The sequence below is a fragment of the Wohlfahrtiimonas larvae genome (assembly GCF_002006755.1).
GTDB classification, from domain to species: domain Bacteria; phylum Pseudomonadota; class Gammaproteobacteria; order Cardiobacteriales; family Wohlfahrtiimonadaceae; genus Wohlfahrtiimonas; species Wohlfahrtiimonas larvae.
Map to the genome: position 1 here is coordinate 1 of NZ_MVDO01000082.1, position 14,599 is coordinate 14,599.

The following is a 14,599-nucleotide window of genomic DNA, read 5'->3' on the forward strand; positions in this document are numbered from 1 at the left end:
GGATAACGCCAAACAGATTTCATAAGCAACAAATAATACAGCACCCACCAAAAGATACTTTTTAGGAAAGTGGTGAATTGTGGGAAAACCAATAGAAAATAGTAGAAATATTGAAGCAACTGTGTACATTAAAGCAGCACCGCCAACAGCACTAAAATTTTCACTCACCACGCGGATTAAAGCCACAATGAAACTCCACAGTACAATGGCAATTAATCCGATCAATGTTGCTTTAGTTTTAGTCATAACTTAACTCTGAATAACAATTTTCGACTGACCAAATTTATCATGATTAGAATATATCCCAAAACCTACGCAGAATATATGAAGGATACAGTATTTCAAACAGGCAATAAAAAAGCTTGCATATCAATAAGATAAACAAGCTTTTTACTATACTTGGCGGAGGTGGTGGGATTCGAACTCACGAACGGTTTAACCCGTTGCCGGTTTTCAAGACCGGTGCCTTCAACCACTCGGCCACACCTCCAAAAGAGAAATGAATTATATACAATTCACCGCTAAACGCAACCCCTTATTGATTATTTGCTAAAAATTCACTCAAATCAGTTTAATCCAACTGATAACGCTCGATTAAAGCCAAATGTGGCTCCACTGCTTTACCTGCTTCTTTTGCTAAATAATACCAAACCATTTGATGAGGCCAACCTTTAATTAAATCATGCATGACTTGATCAATTTCTTTGGCAGAAATGCTTTGTGGTGCTGTTAACACAAAATAGATACCTGCTAACAATTCATCATTATTTTCGCTATCTGTCACTTTATAATCTTCTGGGCTCCGAACCCAAATTCTCCAGCCTTTTTCATCCAACTGTGCTTTGAATTGATTAAACAATTCTTCCCCAGGAAAAGCACCATCCACAAACCAAGATGTACCAAAATTACCTTTTTCCAAAGTATGCAATTTTCTAAACACAGGAATGAAACGTTCGTTTTCATCTTCTGGGCGTTCGACTAAATGCTCCGCATCAAAAACCACCCAATCATTGCATAATTGCTCTTTCATACTTGGTGGTGAAGGTTCTAAAATACGAGCTGTCACTGGCCCATTACATTGAGCCAATGCATCATAAGGGCCATCTTCTGTGAATGTCCTGATATAAACCAAGCCCCAATCTTCTTCAATCACACCAGATTCAGAAACTAAATTGATTTCCAATTCAGCTGCAACATTGCGGGCTTCATCCCAATTTTCTGCTGCACACAAATAACTCATCACATCCCACAATTGATTACGGGGATCTTCCTCCATATTTGCTAACGTGCGCTTCCACTTAGCAGCATTCGCAAAATCTTTTTGCTCTACAAATACATAAACCAACACAGAAATTGGCCCGCGATAATCAGGATACAATTCATACATTCTGAAAGATAATGACTTTGCTTGATCTAAATTCTTTTCATTTAAAGCGCGCTGAATTTTTGACCATAAGGCGATGGCAGATTCAGATTCAAATAACGTAATAAAGCGTTCTAATTCAGTAAGCTTCTGCCCATTAATTAATAAGCCCAACAATGTATATGCCAATTGGCTATCTGTGCGATCTTTCTCCACAAATGCCCATAGATATTCCATTGCTTCTTGATCTGCATTCAATGCTTTCAATGCATCAATCAAAGAAGATAAAACCTCTTGGTCTTCTGGCAATGCTTTTGCAGCCATTTGCAACCAATCAATCTCTTTTTCAGGATCACGCTCTTCTTGCCCATTCAGCCATTCCAACAATTCATTAGCTAGCACGGGTAATTTTGCTTGGCCAAATGTTGCAATTTTCTCAGCATATTGATCAATGATTATCTGAATACCATCTTGTTTACGCAATTTTGGCAATGTTTCTTGCATCATCATTAAAGCTCGGTTCGCGCACCAAACACTGCCACGCGCTAAAGCTAAATCAATCTGATCCATTGCCACATCAATGATCTTGCGATAAGTACCCACTGAAACATAATAATTCAATGCTTGTTGAATTACACTACTTAAACTCCATGTATTGAATCCTTCATCTTGCTTTGCAATCGCAACCGCTGCAGCAATCCAAGTTTGATAACTCATGGGTGAAATAGAATTCCATGCAGGCAAAGCCTCTCTTGCTTCATCAATTTTACCTAACAAAGCTAGTAAATGAGCTCTACTCACATTATCCATTTCAACATGTTTACGCCATTGATAATTTTTCTCTGAGTTTTTAATGTTCTGTAAAAATAGCTCATAAGCTTTTTCATATTCTCCCAGCTTAATATAAGCCATCACTTTACGTGAACTTAATGAGCCAAACAGCTCTTCACCTGCTGCTAGGATTTTTTGCTCTTGCTGATCTAAATAACTCAAAGCTTCATGATATCTTTGATCATCAATCAAAGCTTCTGCATATTCACAACTCAAACATTGAAAACAATTCCATTTTGGCGAAATGCGATCTAGTGTTTCTTCAGCGACAGCCATACGCTCTTCGACCCAACCTGGGCCATCCATATTTGCATAACATTCTGTTAAATCTTGCGTGACACAAATTGATTGTGGACATTCAAGAGTTTCTTCACGATGCGCAAATTCAAAAAACTCCACTGCATCCTTCAAGGCAACTTCACCTTGCACTAAGCTACCCACGCGATTACGCATTTCCCAATGGCGGAAATACACTTCCAACCATGGATTTTGTAAACTTCTACTTAATGCTAGAGCTTCTGGCATTGTGGCTTCCACTTTACCAATATTCAATTCTGCCACATCATCACTGATCTGATCTATTAACTGTGCAGCTTGATTTTGCCCAGCTTCATCCAGTTCCTCTTGCAGCTTATTAACCCAGCCCCAAATCATATCCATATACTTTCCCCTGCTTTTACTTTTGCTCTATTAATAAAAACTCGATCACTGATGAGATATTTTTCAAAGCCTCATTCAGATTCAAATCTTTTTGCATTTCCTGCCCTGCCATCAAAGTTTTAAACCCCTTTAATAACTTCAATGCTCGCTCGCTGGCAGCTATTTCTGCTCTATTTTGTATCAATGCTTGAATTGCGCTGTTGTTCAGATTGATATACAGCTTTAATGGATTTTTGGATTCAATTTTTTGCGTAAAATGCCTTGCCAATCTTAAAGCTGCTTGCGAGATTTTTTTATCCTCTTGATCTTCTTCAATGCGTTTTTTCAATTCAGCTTCTCGATCCACCACAACGATCATTGGTAACTCTTCAGGTGAAAAATAGGCCGGTACAACTTCTTCACCATTAGCTAAGTTTTCTGTTAAAAATGCTTGAACTTCTGGTTCCACTTTGCCCAACCGGAATAAGTATTCATTACCGCGATCTGTGCCAATTTCCACCAATGGCGTTTTACTCAATTCTGTGAATTTACGTAAAAATGGTACAACTGCATAACGATCACCCATAGCAACAGGTACTTGAAGCGCCCTGAATAACATTTCTTCAAAGCCTGCATTACCCCCCAACATCACATGAATACCTTTATCAGTCACTAAATCTTTGGCTAGTAAATCACCCTGTGATGTTGGAATTTTTAAATGATTTTTCAAAATCATAAATAAGCGTTCATCACACAGTGCCGCACCCAATAATGCTTCATTATGACGCTTCATAATTCTGCGCCACGCTTCAGGCTGTTTTTTTGCAATATTTTCTAAACCTGTGATGATGGCTTCATTCAATGCATATTGAATAGCATCATAATGAGTATCTTTTTGTAGATCTTCACGGCTTGCCGTTGGCACCAAACGATTTGATTCAATCACACCGCCAATAAATCCTGCCCAAGCTGGTAATAGATCACGTGCATTATCATCGAGCAACATGCCACGCAAAAATATAGAAAGATTACGATTATCGCTTGTACCATACGTGGCACCATCTTGAATCCACAGTAAGCCGATCGCATCACTTTTGCCATCAGGTTGAATCGGTAAAGTGCAAATAGGTTCAAAGAATTTCTCGAAACGAGATGCAAAAGCCAAATTTTGACGCAATGCTTGCGTTGGATGCAATGCAACTTCTTCATCTCTACGCCATGGTGGAGCTTCTTCATTAATCGCAACTGTTTGCGCATTGATATAGATTGGCTCACGCAGCAACACACAATAACGCCCCAAAATATTATTTAATACTTCTTCTTGTGCTAAAAATGCATACTCTTCTTTTAAGGATAAGGTAATTTCTGTCCCAACATGATCCCATTCTGCTTTTGTCACAGAATATTCTTCCGCATTTTTTGAATGATAAACCCAAGCTTCGTCTATTGTTTGATACGATTTTGTTTTAAATGCAACTTCATCAGCTAAAACAAAAGCAGATAAGAAACCTAAACCAAACATACCAATTAAACCTGTTTCATCATCCTGCTCACGCAATGTACGTGTATAGCCAATACCGACTGTTGCAAGAAATGAATGGATTTCTTGTTCTGTTAAACCTGCGCCTGTATCAATAATCTTAAGCTTATTTTCTCTCGGTAAACCAACAACGTGAATCTTACCTTGACTATTATTAAAGGATAAATCTTCTAAACGACGGCGTACGATAGAATCGTGTGCATTTTGTACCAACTCTCGCACAGCAACCATCGGCGTTGAGTATAAATGCTTACTTAAAATTTGCATCAATCCTTCTAAATCAACGCCTGCTTTATGTTGTTGACCTTTGCGATTCAACTCAATGACATCAGCCATTCATCATCCCTTCAAAACTATAAAAATTCGTACATATTTACTTGCATCATTAATATTGTCAATCATGATTCTAACTTCATACAATTCATCGAATAATTTTTGAGCGATCCTTATCTGCAATGTAGCATTGAGTTAAATTAACTAAAATCAATTTTCATCTAACAATCAATTGTTTTTATTCATCATAATCATAATGCTCAGTATAATTATTTCGCTAAATCTACTGAGATTTCAATCTAATGTTTGAATACAAATTAATTTTTGATTTAATGCAACAGCTATGCATTTATCTAGTCATTGCTTTTGTTTTGAGCAAAACTCCTATTTTTACACCATTAATGCAGGTAACTACTCGATTACCTCATAAAGTAATCTGCTTTGTAATCTTTTCAGGATTTTGTATTTTAGGCACCTACATGGGGCTACATATCAATGATTCTATTGCTAACATTCGTGCTATAGGTGCTGTGGTTGCAGGCCTAATGGGTGGTCCATTAGTTGGATTTGCTGTTGGCTTGGTTGGCGGTATTCATCGCTATACAATTGGTGGCATGACAGTATTTAGCTGTTCTATATCAACAGTATGCGCTGGTTTAGTTGCAGGTTGTGTGCAGGCCTATTTATGGCGATGTGGTAAAATCGAAAAACTATTAAATCCATGGACAGCCGCTACAGTTACGTTAGTTGTAGAATTATTACAATTCATCAATATTTTATTATTATCTAAACCTTATGATGAAGCACTTGCACTTGTAAAAAATATCGCCATGCCAATGTTAATTACTAATACGATTGGTTCTGCAATGTTCATGCAAATGTTAGTGGATCGTCGCTCAATGTGTGAAAGGTATACATCAGCTTTTTCTGAACGTGCACTCAAAATTGCCGTCAGCACTGAAGGTATTTTATCTCATGGATTCAATCAAGCTAACAGCATGAAAGTCGCACAAGTTATATATGAAGAATTGGGCTTAAGCGCCGTTGCCATAACAGATATACAAAAAATTCTAGCATTTATAGGTGTGGGTGATGATCATCATAAAGTTAATACACCCATAGCCTCCAAACATACACGACAAGCCATTGAAAATAAAAAAGTAGTATATGTCGATGGCAATGAAATTCCTTATCGTTGTTCTATTGATCATCATTGCCGCTTAGGTTCAACGTTGATCATCCCTCTTTTGGGAGAAGATAAAAATGTCATTGGTACCATTAAACTTTATGAAGTTAAAAACAAATTATTTTCATCCATTAATCGTACTTTAGGCGAAGGTATTGCAAGCCTGCTCTCTTCACAAATATTGGCTGGGCAATATGAACGCAATCAACAATTATTAGCACAATCAGAAATTAAATTACTGCATGCCCAAGTTAATCCTCATTTTTTATTCAATGCATTCAATACATTAGTTGCTATTATCCGTAAAGATAGTAATGAAGCTAGCCAATTAGTTCAACATTTATCTACATTTTTCAGAAAAAATCTTAAAAGATCACAAGAGTTGGTTACATTAGCCGATGAATTAGAGCATATTAATGCTTATTTATATATTGAAAAGGCACGATTAATGGACCGCCTGAGCATCCAATTCAATATTGAAGAGCATTTATTAAATGCGCTCTTACCAGCTTTTTCTTTACAACCCATCATTGAAAATGCCATTAAACATGGCATTACACAAACTCTCAATGGTGGTCAAATTATAGTCAGTGCTAATTTAAAAAATAATCACATCATTTTAAGTGTAGAAGATGATGCAGGGCTATATCATCCAACAGAACATAGTGATGGCTTAGGTATGAATCTCGTCAACAAACGCATCAAAGTCCGCTATGGCGAACAATATGGCTTATCTGTTATCGCTCAACCAGAAGCATTCACTAAAATCATGATTGATATACCATATATCACAACAAAAGGATGACTATGTTTAATGTTATATTAATTGATGATGAACCTTTAGCCCGCGATAATCTACGAGTGCTATTGGCTCATTATCCTAATATTTCTATTATAGGTGAAGCAGCCAATGCCATTGAAGGTATTCGACTCATTAATCAACTCAAACCTGATATTATTTTTGTTGATATTCAAATGCCTCGCATCAGTGGCCTTGAAATGATTAGCATGTTAGACCCTGACCAATTGCCTTATATTATTTTTTCTACAGCCTATGATGAATATGCTATTCAAGCATTTGAAGCATCTGCTTTTGACTATCTCCTTAAACCGATAGAAACTGAACGACTCAATAAAACCATCTTACGACTACAAAGTGATAATTTTCATAAAGCTCAACCTTTACATGCCATTACTAACCCATTGAATATGATTCCATGCTCAGGGCACAGTAAGATTTATCTAGTCAATATTATAGATATTATATACATCGGCTCAGATCAAACAGGTGTTCATGTGATAAAAAAAGATGGCAGCCAATATACTTCTGAGCTCACTTTGCGAACCATTGAAGAACGAACATCTTTAATTCGTTGTCATCGTCAATATCTAATTCAACTCGATGCCTTACAAGAAATACAATTCAATGAAAATGGCCAAGCTTATGCTATTTTATATAAAAATGTTGTTGTTCCAATCAGCCGGCGATATCTCAAAATGATTAAAGAACGCATAGGATTAATTAACTCATAAAACCACAAAAGCTTAAATATCTACCGCTTAATTATCTATATAACCGTTGAATATATTCTTAATATGATTCCATTGATCATTAATCTAAGATAAATGCGTGAATTACTCATTAACCTGCACTTAATGAGTAATCAATTACACAGATGATCAATTGAATAATTAAAGGTAATCATATGGATAAACGTGCAATTCTCAAACATATACCATGGCTCATATTGAGCATATTGGGGGCATGCTGCTTAAGCGTTGTGGCATTACGCCGAGGGGAATCCATTAGCGCATTATGGGTTATCGTTGCTGCCATTTCTGTATATCTAGTTGCATATCGTTATTACAGCTTATACATTGCAAACAATGTTATGCGATTAGATGCAACACGATCAACGCCAGCAGTGATCAATAATGATGGCTTAAACTATGTTCCAACAAATAAAAATGTATTATTTGGACATCACTTTGCTGCAATTGCAGGTGCAGGCCCTTTAGTTGGCCCTGTATTAGCTGCACAAATCGGTTACCTACCCGGAACTTTGTGGATCATTGCAGGCGTTGTATTAGCGGGTGCAGTACAAGATTTTATGGTTCTTTTTCTATCTAGTCGTAGAAATGGTGCATCATTAGGGGAAATGATCAAAGAGGAGATGGGCAAAATACCTGGGACAATCGCTTTATTCGGTTGTTTCATGATCATGATTATCATTCTAGCAGTATTAGCATTAATCGTTGTTAAAGCATTAGCAGAAAGCCCTTGGGGCGTCTTTACGGTATGTTCAACAGTGCCCATTGCATTATTTATGGGAGTATATATGCGTTATTTACGCCCTGGACATATGAAAGAAGTTTCTATCATCGGCATTGTATTGCTCATTGCCGCCATTTGGTTTGGTGGCGTCATTGCAGCTGATCCATATTGGGGCCCTGCTTTAACATTCAAAGCAACAACTATTACTTATGTCTTAGTAGGCTACGCTTTTATCTCATCTCTATTACCTGTTTGGTTAATTCTAGCACCGCGTGATTACTTAGCAACATTCCTAAAAGTCGGAATCATCGTTGGTTTAGCAGTAGGCATTATGATTCTCAATCCTGAATTAAAAATGCCTGCATTAACACAGTTTGTTGACGGTAATGGCCCTGTTTGGAAAGGCGCAATATTTCCATTCTTATTCATCACAATTGCATGCGGTGCTGTTTCAGGATTCCACGCCTTAATTTCTTCAGGCACAACGCCTAAATTATTAGCATGTGAAACGGATGCGCGTTTCATTGGTTATGGTGCAATGTTAATGGAATCATTTGTTGCAATTATGGCTTTAATTGCAGCATCTATCCTTGAACCTGGTTTATATTTCGCAATGAACACAGCCCCAGCAACTTTAGGTTTCACTATGCCAGATTTACATAATCTAGGAGGTGCAGATAATGCAAGTATTATGTCATCATTATATGATGCAACAGCCATTGCAGCCGCCAAGGTTAGCTCATGGGGATTCCAAATTTCACCAGAACAAATTATACAAACAGCAAAAGATATCGGAGAACCTTCATTGTTAAACCGAGCAGGTGGTGCGCCAACGTTAGCGGTCAGTATCGCACATGTTTTTCATCAGATTATTCCCGCATTAGATATGGGCTTTTGGTATCACTTTGGTATTTTATTTGAAGCTTTATTTATCCTAACTGCCTTAGATGCAGGTACTCGCTCAGGCCGTTTTATGTTACAAGATTTATTAGGTAATTTTGTACCATTTTTGAAGAAAACAGACTCTTTATTAGCAGGAATCATTGCAACTGCAGGTTGTGTGGGATTATGGGGTTATTTATTATACCAAGGCGTAGTTGATCCTTTAGGTGGCGTTAAGAGTTTATGGCCATTATTTGGCATCTCTAACCAAATGCTTGCTGGTATTGCCTTAATTCTTAGCACAGTTGTATTGGTAAAAATGAAGCGGGCACAATATATTTGGGTAACAGGCTTACCTGCTTTATGGTTATTAATCTGTAGTACATATGCCATCATCTTAAAAATGTTTAGCACAAACCCTGATATGGAAGGCTTTTTATACTTAATCAGCACATATAAAGCTAAATTAGCAGATACTGCAAACAATTTAACTACACAACAAATTCAAGATATAGAACATATCATTACAAACAATTATACCAATGCAATTCTCAGCGTATTATTTATTATCGTTGTTTATGGGATATTATTTTATGGTATAAGAACCGTCATTCAAGCTCGCAAAAGCGAAAAACGTACAGATATGGAAACACCTTATATACCTGTTCCTGAAGGCGGCATCGTGACAAGTTCTCATTAACACATAAACTTTAAAATAAAAATCTCGCTCTCAAGCGAGATTTTTATTATGGCAAACGCAACACCGTTCCAACAGGTACTCTGAGTTGATTAGCAGGTAAATTATTTACTTTACGCAAATTATCTGCAGAAATTTTATAGCGCTTTGCCACATCCTCCAAAGATTCACCACGCAATACAGTATGCTGCTTAACTTGCACTCTCTGACTAGAACTTGCAACAGGCTGAGGATTACCTCTTCCTTCTAATTCTAATGTTGGAAATACAACTTGTGACCTACTTTCTAAGTTCACTCGTGGTGCGCTATTATTCGCATTAACCTTAGGTGGATTTGGAGTTGCAGTCATAGTTGGCACTGTGGGTGTTACTTTCTTTGGTGCTTCAACTGTACTATAAACCAGTTCCGTTGCCGGGCGTTTTTTAAAATAAGCACGAATCCCTTTCATCATATCATCAGCCAAGCGCTTTTGATGAGATGCTGTTCTCAATTTCTTTTCATCATTTGCATTAGAAATAAAACCCGTTTCCACCAATACTGAAGGTATATCCGGTGCTTTTAATACCGCAAAATTGGCTCGCTCTACATTTTGTTTATGTAACTTTGTGTCATGCTGCAAATAACTTAAAATTTGCTTACCCAATTCATTAGAAGCTTCAATAGTTGCATCTTGAGAAATATCTAACAACATAGATGCAATAGCATTATCTTTATCAGACATTTTAACACCCGCCACAATATCCGATTTATTCTCTTTCTCTGCCAATAAACGAGCCGCTTCACTTGACGCCCCCTTGGTAGATAAAATATAAACTGAAGCACCCCAAGCTGAGCGATTCAGTGCTGCATCTGCATGAATAGATACAAACATATCTGCTTTTTGGCGTCGCGCAATCAACACTCGTTCACGCAATGGAATGAAGCGATCACTATCACGCGTCATAATTGCTCTCATCCCTGGCTCACGATTAATACGATCACGCAAGGCTTTACCAATTGCCAATACGACATCTTTTTCACGTGTTTTATTTGGGCCAATGGCACCTGGATCTTTACCACCATGCCCAGGATCAATCACTACTAACATGTTCTTTTTAGGTACCTGTTTGGCGACTTGCACACTTGATTGTTCTGCAACAACAGATTCTGAGCCACGAACAATAGCGCGATCTTTTGATACTGCCGTATTACCTTGACTGATCAAAATAACTAACTCATAGCCTTTTTTACCCTTAACTAAAGCGGTGGAGCCCGGCACTGATTTCACTAAGTCCACAACAATCCGTAAATCTGTACCTTGTTGCGTTCCTAAGCGTACACCACTAACATTTCTACCTTTAATCGGTAAAGATTGAGCCTTTTGTCGTAATTGTGCTTGAGGAATATCAACCACTAAACGCGGTGGACTCTCTAAACGAAAACTTGTAAAACTCGTCCGTTCATTTAAAGGAAATACAATTCTTAAGTTACCATCAGGAGTTGTAGAACTTGTACCTTTCCCGACTAATGTCACCGCATGAACATAACTCAAACTTAATACGGATAATATGACGATACAAAATATACGCAATATTTTAGACAATGAATAAGCCATAATTACTTTAAGATTCCTTGATATCTTTTCATCAATTTAGTTGTTTCAATATGATCAGGATAAACAATTTTTAAACGATCAAAGAGTGACTTGGCTTCTTTTAATTTCTGTTCTTCAATCAATAATGCGATGTAATGCGCAATCACATCAGGTTGCTTCAAACGATTAAATGCAGGCCATAAATATTTCCGAGCTTCTACATAGTTCTTCTCTTGAAAATACCCCCAACCAATACTATCCATGATTGCCGGCTCATCTGGCGCTAAAGCAATTGCCTTTTTTAAATAAGTCATAGCATACTGATGATCTTGAGGAGTTTTAGCAAGCTCTAACATCACATAACCATAACCATTGAGCGCCAATGCATCTTCTGGATTTCGCTGAATCCAAGATAGCATTAACTCCTGCATCTTATCGTACTGCTTCATTTCTTGATAAGCCAAAGATTTATAATAAGTGTAAACAAATAATTCATAATTTGTCACCACATCTAGAATTTCAGCATATGGTAATAGCAATTGATAATCATATGACTTTTCTAACATATCTAACTGTTGATTATAGAGATATTCTGTACGATCTGGAAATTTGGTACGTAATTCATCAAAAATCGCCAAAAATGTCGCGTAGGACTTTTTACGCAGTGCCATATCAGCCTCTGCAATTAGGCGTACAACCTGAACATCAATGACATTAATATTTGGTAATATTTCATACAAATCACTAAATCGCCCTGTAGTCCGTGCAAAATCTGCTAATCCAAAAATAACATTGACATAGTGACCTTTTAATTGAATTACTTTTTCTACATACTCTTTAGCAAGATCATTGTTACCCAAAGCAAAATTCAACAGCGCTAAATGCCCATAAATATGAGAGTCATTAGGATATTCTTGGAGCAATTGATTGGCATATGTTAATGCATCTTCAAAGTAAAATTCAGTGATTAATGCTTGTAAATATTCTACTTTCACCTCAGCGATGGCACTTTTCTCAGCAGCTGATTTTAAAATTGCCAACCCTTTTTCAGGCTCATTGAGCAATGAATATGCATACATTAACAACGAATAATTTACTGCATTATTTTGATCTTTTAAGATCACATCGTTCAAATAGTGAATTGCATCACCATAATAACCATTATCCACCAATAGACTTGCTAATAACGGCGTAACTTCTGCCGAATAATTATTTATTTTTGCAATTTTTTGGTAAATGTCTAAAAAAGCTTTTCGATCAATCTGCCCTTTTAATTCACGATATAAAAAATGAAAACCATTATCATTAGCCTCTTTTTGATAAAGCCCTGCTATCTTATTCATAACATCAGCTGCTTTATCATAGCTATTTAAACGAGCATATATAATCGATTCAAATAATAACACTTCAATATTATTTGGCTCACCCTCTAAGATTTGTTCTAAAAAAGATAATGCCTTAACGTAATCAGCTTGCCCATAAGCTAAATTAAATTGCTGCCTTAGAACATATGGGATTTTTTGATTATTAGTAATTTTTTCTAGATAACCTGCTGCTGCTTCTAGATCATTCCGTTGTACAGCCAATTCGCCCAATAAAAAATTGAGCATATCACTATTTTTCTCAGGGGCTTGTGCGTGCGTCATACCAAGCATAACGCTTAACCCCATTACAAGACTTAATGTCATTTTTTTTATCATAACAGCGTATATCCTTTTAGAGATTTCTGCGTAATTCTACACTAAAAAACCACCTTATTCTTCTCTATGTCGTTTTCTTTACGTTTTACCTATAGCATTCTGCAAAATAAGTCGATATGATCAAATGAATCTTATAAAAATTAACACAACATCAAGGGGGATGAAATGTCTAAAAAAGTAGCGTTCTTTTTATCTGGATCTGGCTATTTAGATGGCAGTGAAATTACAGAAGCCACAAGCTTAATCATTGCGCTATCTAAACATAATATTAGCGTTGATTTTTTTGCACCCAATCGCCCTCAAACAAATGCTGTTAATCATTTAAATGGCCAAGCTGTTGATGAAACACGCAATATACTCGTCGAATCAGCACGCATTGCGCGAGGCAAAATTAGTGCAATGAATGAATTCAATGCCACTGCATATGATGCAGTAATTTTACCTGGTGGATTTGGTGCTGTTAAAAACTTTACAACCTTCTTAGAAGATGGCATTAATGGTAGTCTGCAAGCTGATATTAAAAAAGCATTGTCCGATACAATTACACACAATAAATGGATCGTGGGTATTTGTGCGGCACCTTTAGTCATTGCTTTAGCAATGCGTGATGCAGAAAAAAATGCAATGTTAACTTTTGGCCAAAGTGACAGTGCAACAGATTTTTTACCAGCATTGAATGCTTGGAAAATCAAACACATTGAAACAAAAATCAATGAACATTGTATAGACAAAGAAAATAAGATCATCACAAGTGGTGCATATATGTTCCACGATGCAAAACCTTATGATATATATATTTGTTCGGACTTTGTTATTGAAACATTATTAAAACAGTTAAGTAATCATTAGAGTTGGAAAAATTTAGCGCATGAAACGTTTGAATATAGGTATTTTAGGTTTTGGTACAGTTGCAACAGGTGTTGCTGATTTAATTAGAGAAAACCACGCGGAAATTAGTCGCCGTACAGGTTATGAATTCTTAATTAACAATATTTTTGTTCGTTCTTTAGATCGTGCAAACCCATACAATCTGCCACTTACAACAAATATTAATGAGATTATTATGAATCCTGAGATTGATGTTGTCGTTGAATTAATGGGTGGTATTGAACCAAGCTTAACTTATATCAAAACTGCGTTAGAGCAAAATAAACATGTGATTACAGCAAACAAAGCATTGATTGCAACCCACGGTAACGAGTTGTTCAAATTAGCTGCTGAAAAAGGCTTAATGCTCATGTTTGAAGCATCTGTTGCAGGCGGCATTCCTGTGATCAAAAGCTTACGTGAAAGTCTGATTGGTAACAAAATTGAATCATTAGCTGGCATCATCAATGGTACAGGCAACTATATCTTGACGGAAATGAAAGAAAAAGGCCGTTCTTTTTCTGATGCTTTAGCAGATGCTCAAGCTTTAGGTTATGCAGAAGCCGACCCTACTTTTGACGTAGAAGGCATTGATGCTGCTCATAAATTAACAATTTTAGCATCCATTGCATTTGGTATTCCATTACAGTTTGATAAGGTGTTCATCGAAGGTATTTCTAAATTAGAAAGCGATGACATTAAATATGCTGATCAATTAGGTTACACCATTAAGCATTTAGGTATTGCGAAGAATTTAAGCGAAGGCATTGAAA

Annotated in this window: 9 protein-coding genes, 1 tRNA gene and 1 pseudogene; 5 read left to right on the top strand and 6 right to left on the bottom strand. The window is 36.7% G+C overall.

Annotated features, from left to right (window positions below; all coding sequences use genetic code 11):
- The 4 genes and pseudogenes from BZK14_RS05250 to BZK14_RS05265 all read right to left on the bottom strand — a co-directional run.
- Positions 1 to 246, bottom strand: a pseudogene (locus BZK14_RS05250) (aromatic amino acid DMT transporter YddG); the annotation flags it as partial.
- 154 nt (positions 247 to 400) lie between these two features.
- A tRNA-Ser gene (locus BZK14_RS05255) sits at positions 401 to 490 on the bottom strand.
- A gap of 81 nt (positions 491 to 571) precedes the next feature.
- Positions 572 to 2,854 (bottom strand): tetratricopeptide repeat protein, encoded by a 2,283-nt coding sequence (locus BZK14_RS05260; RefSeq protein WP_077925516.1) that lies wholly within the window; start codon positions 2,852 to 2,854, stop codon positions 572 to 574.
- Between the two features lie 16 nt (positions 2,855 to 2,870).
- Positions 2,871 to 4,709, bottom strand: a complete 1,839-nt coding sequence (locus BZK14_RS05265; RefSeq protein ID WP_077925517.1) for an ATP-binding protein — start codon at positions 4,707 to 4,709, stop codon at positions 2,871 to 2,873.
- Between the two features lie 239 nt (positions 4,710 to 4,948).
- Between BZK14_RS05265 and BZK14_RS05270 the strand changes: the two genes are divergently transcribed.
- The 3 genes from BZK14_RS05270 (at position 4,949) to BZK14_RS05280 (ending at position 9,689) form a co-directional block, all read left to right on the top strand.
- On the top strand, positions 4,949 to 6,637 hold the full coding sequence (locus BZK14_RS05270; RefSeq protein WP_077925518.1) for a sensor histidine kinase: 1,689 nt from the start codon (positions 4,949 to 4,951) through the stop codon (positions 6,635 to 6,637).
- Positions 6,638 to 6,639: 2 nt separating this feature from the next.
- On the top strand, positions 6,640 to 7,365 hold the full coding sequence (btsR, locus tag BZK14_RS05275) for a two-component system response regulator BtsR (protein ID WP_077925519.1): 726 nt from the start codon (positions 6,640 to 6,642) through the stop codon (positions 7,363 to 7,365).
- Positions 7,366 to 7,538: 173 nt separating this feature from the next.
- Positions 7,539 to 9,689 (top strand): carbon starvation CstA family protein, encoded by a 2,151-nt coding sequence (locus BZK14_RS05280; protein WP_077925520.1) that lies wholly within the window; start codon positions 7,539 to 7,541, stop codon positions 9,687 to 9,689.
- A gap of 46 nt (positions 9,690 to 9,735) precedes the next feature.
- On the opposite strand, the gene BZK14_RS05285 is transcribed toward BZK14_RS05280, so the two are convergent.
- Both BZK14_RS05285 and BZK14_RS05290 read right to left on the bottom strand, forming a co-directional pair.
- Positions 9,736 to 11,280 carry an N-acetylmuramoyl-L-alanine amidase gene (locus BZK14_RS05285; RefSeq protein ID WP_077925521.1) on the bottom strand — a complete coding sequence of 515 codons (1,545 nt, stop codon included), beginning with the start codon at positions 11,278 to 11,280 and terminating at the stop codon, positions 9,736 to 9,738.
- 2 nt (positions 11,281 to 11,282) lie between these two features.
- The gene (locus BZK14_RS05290; protein WP_077925522.1) at positions 11,283 to 12,959 is read right to left on the bottom strand and encodes a tetratricopeptide repeat protein; all 1,677 of its coding nucleotides are present in this window, start codon (positions 12,957 to 12,959) and stop codon (positions 11,283 to 11,285) included.
- Between the two features lie 165 nt (positions 12,960 to 13,124).
- On the opposite strand from BZK14_RS05290, the gene elbB reads away from it, so the two are divergent.
- Entirely contained in the window at positions 13,125 to 13,808 is a 684-nt protein-coding gene (gene elbB, locus BZK14_RS05295) for an isoprenoid biosynthesis glyoxalase ElbB (protein ID WP_077925523.1), read from the top strand.
- Positions 13,809 to 13,827: 19 nt separating this feature from the next.
- The coding region (locus tag BZK14_RS05300) for a homoserine dehydrogenase (protein WP_143691359.1) at positions 13,828 to 14,599 on the top strand (772 nt) is incomplete at its 3' end.

Excerpts from the sequence above, each read along its gene's own strand:
- BZK14_RS05280 (WP_077925520.1), top strand. The coding sequence starts at position 7,539 with ATGGATAAACGTGCAATTCTCAAACATATACCATGGCTCATATTGAGC.
- elbB (WP_077925523.1), top strand. The coding sequence starts at position 13,125 with ATGTCTAAAAAAGTAGCGTTCTTTTTATCTGGATCTGGCTATTTAGAT.
- BZK14_RS05260 (WP_077925516.1), bottom strand. The coding sequence starts at position 2,854 with ATGGATATGATTTGGGGCTGGGTTAATAAGCTGCAAGAGGAACTGGAT.
- btsR (WP_077925519.1), top strand. The coding sequence starts at position 6,640 with ATGTTTAATGTTATATTAATTGATGATGAACCTTTAGCCCGCGATAAT.
- BZK14_RS05265 (WP_077925517.1), bottom strand. The coding sequence starts at position 4,709 with ATGGCTGATGTCATTGAGTTGAATCGCAAAGGTCAACAACATAAAGCA.
- BZK14_RS05285 (WP_077925521.1), bottom strand. The coding sequence starts at position 11,280 with ATGGCTTATTCATTGTCTAAAATATTGCGTATATTTTGTATCGTCATA.
- BZK14_RS05270 (WP_077925518.1), top strand. The coding sequence starts at position 4,949 with ATGTTTGAATACAAATTAATTTTTGATTTAATGCAACAGCTATGCATT.
- BZK14_RS05290 (WP_077925522.1), bottom strand. The coding sequence starts at position 12,959 with ATGATAAAAAAAATGACATTAAGTCTTGTAATGGGGTTAAGCGTTATG.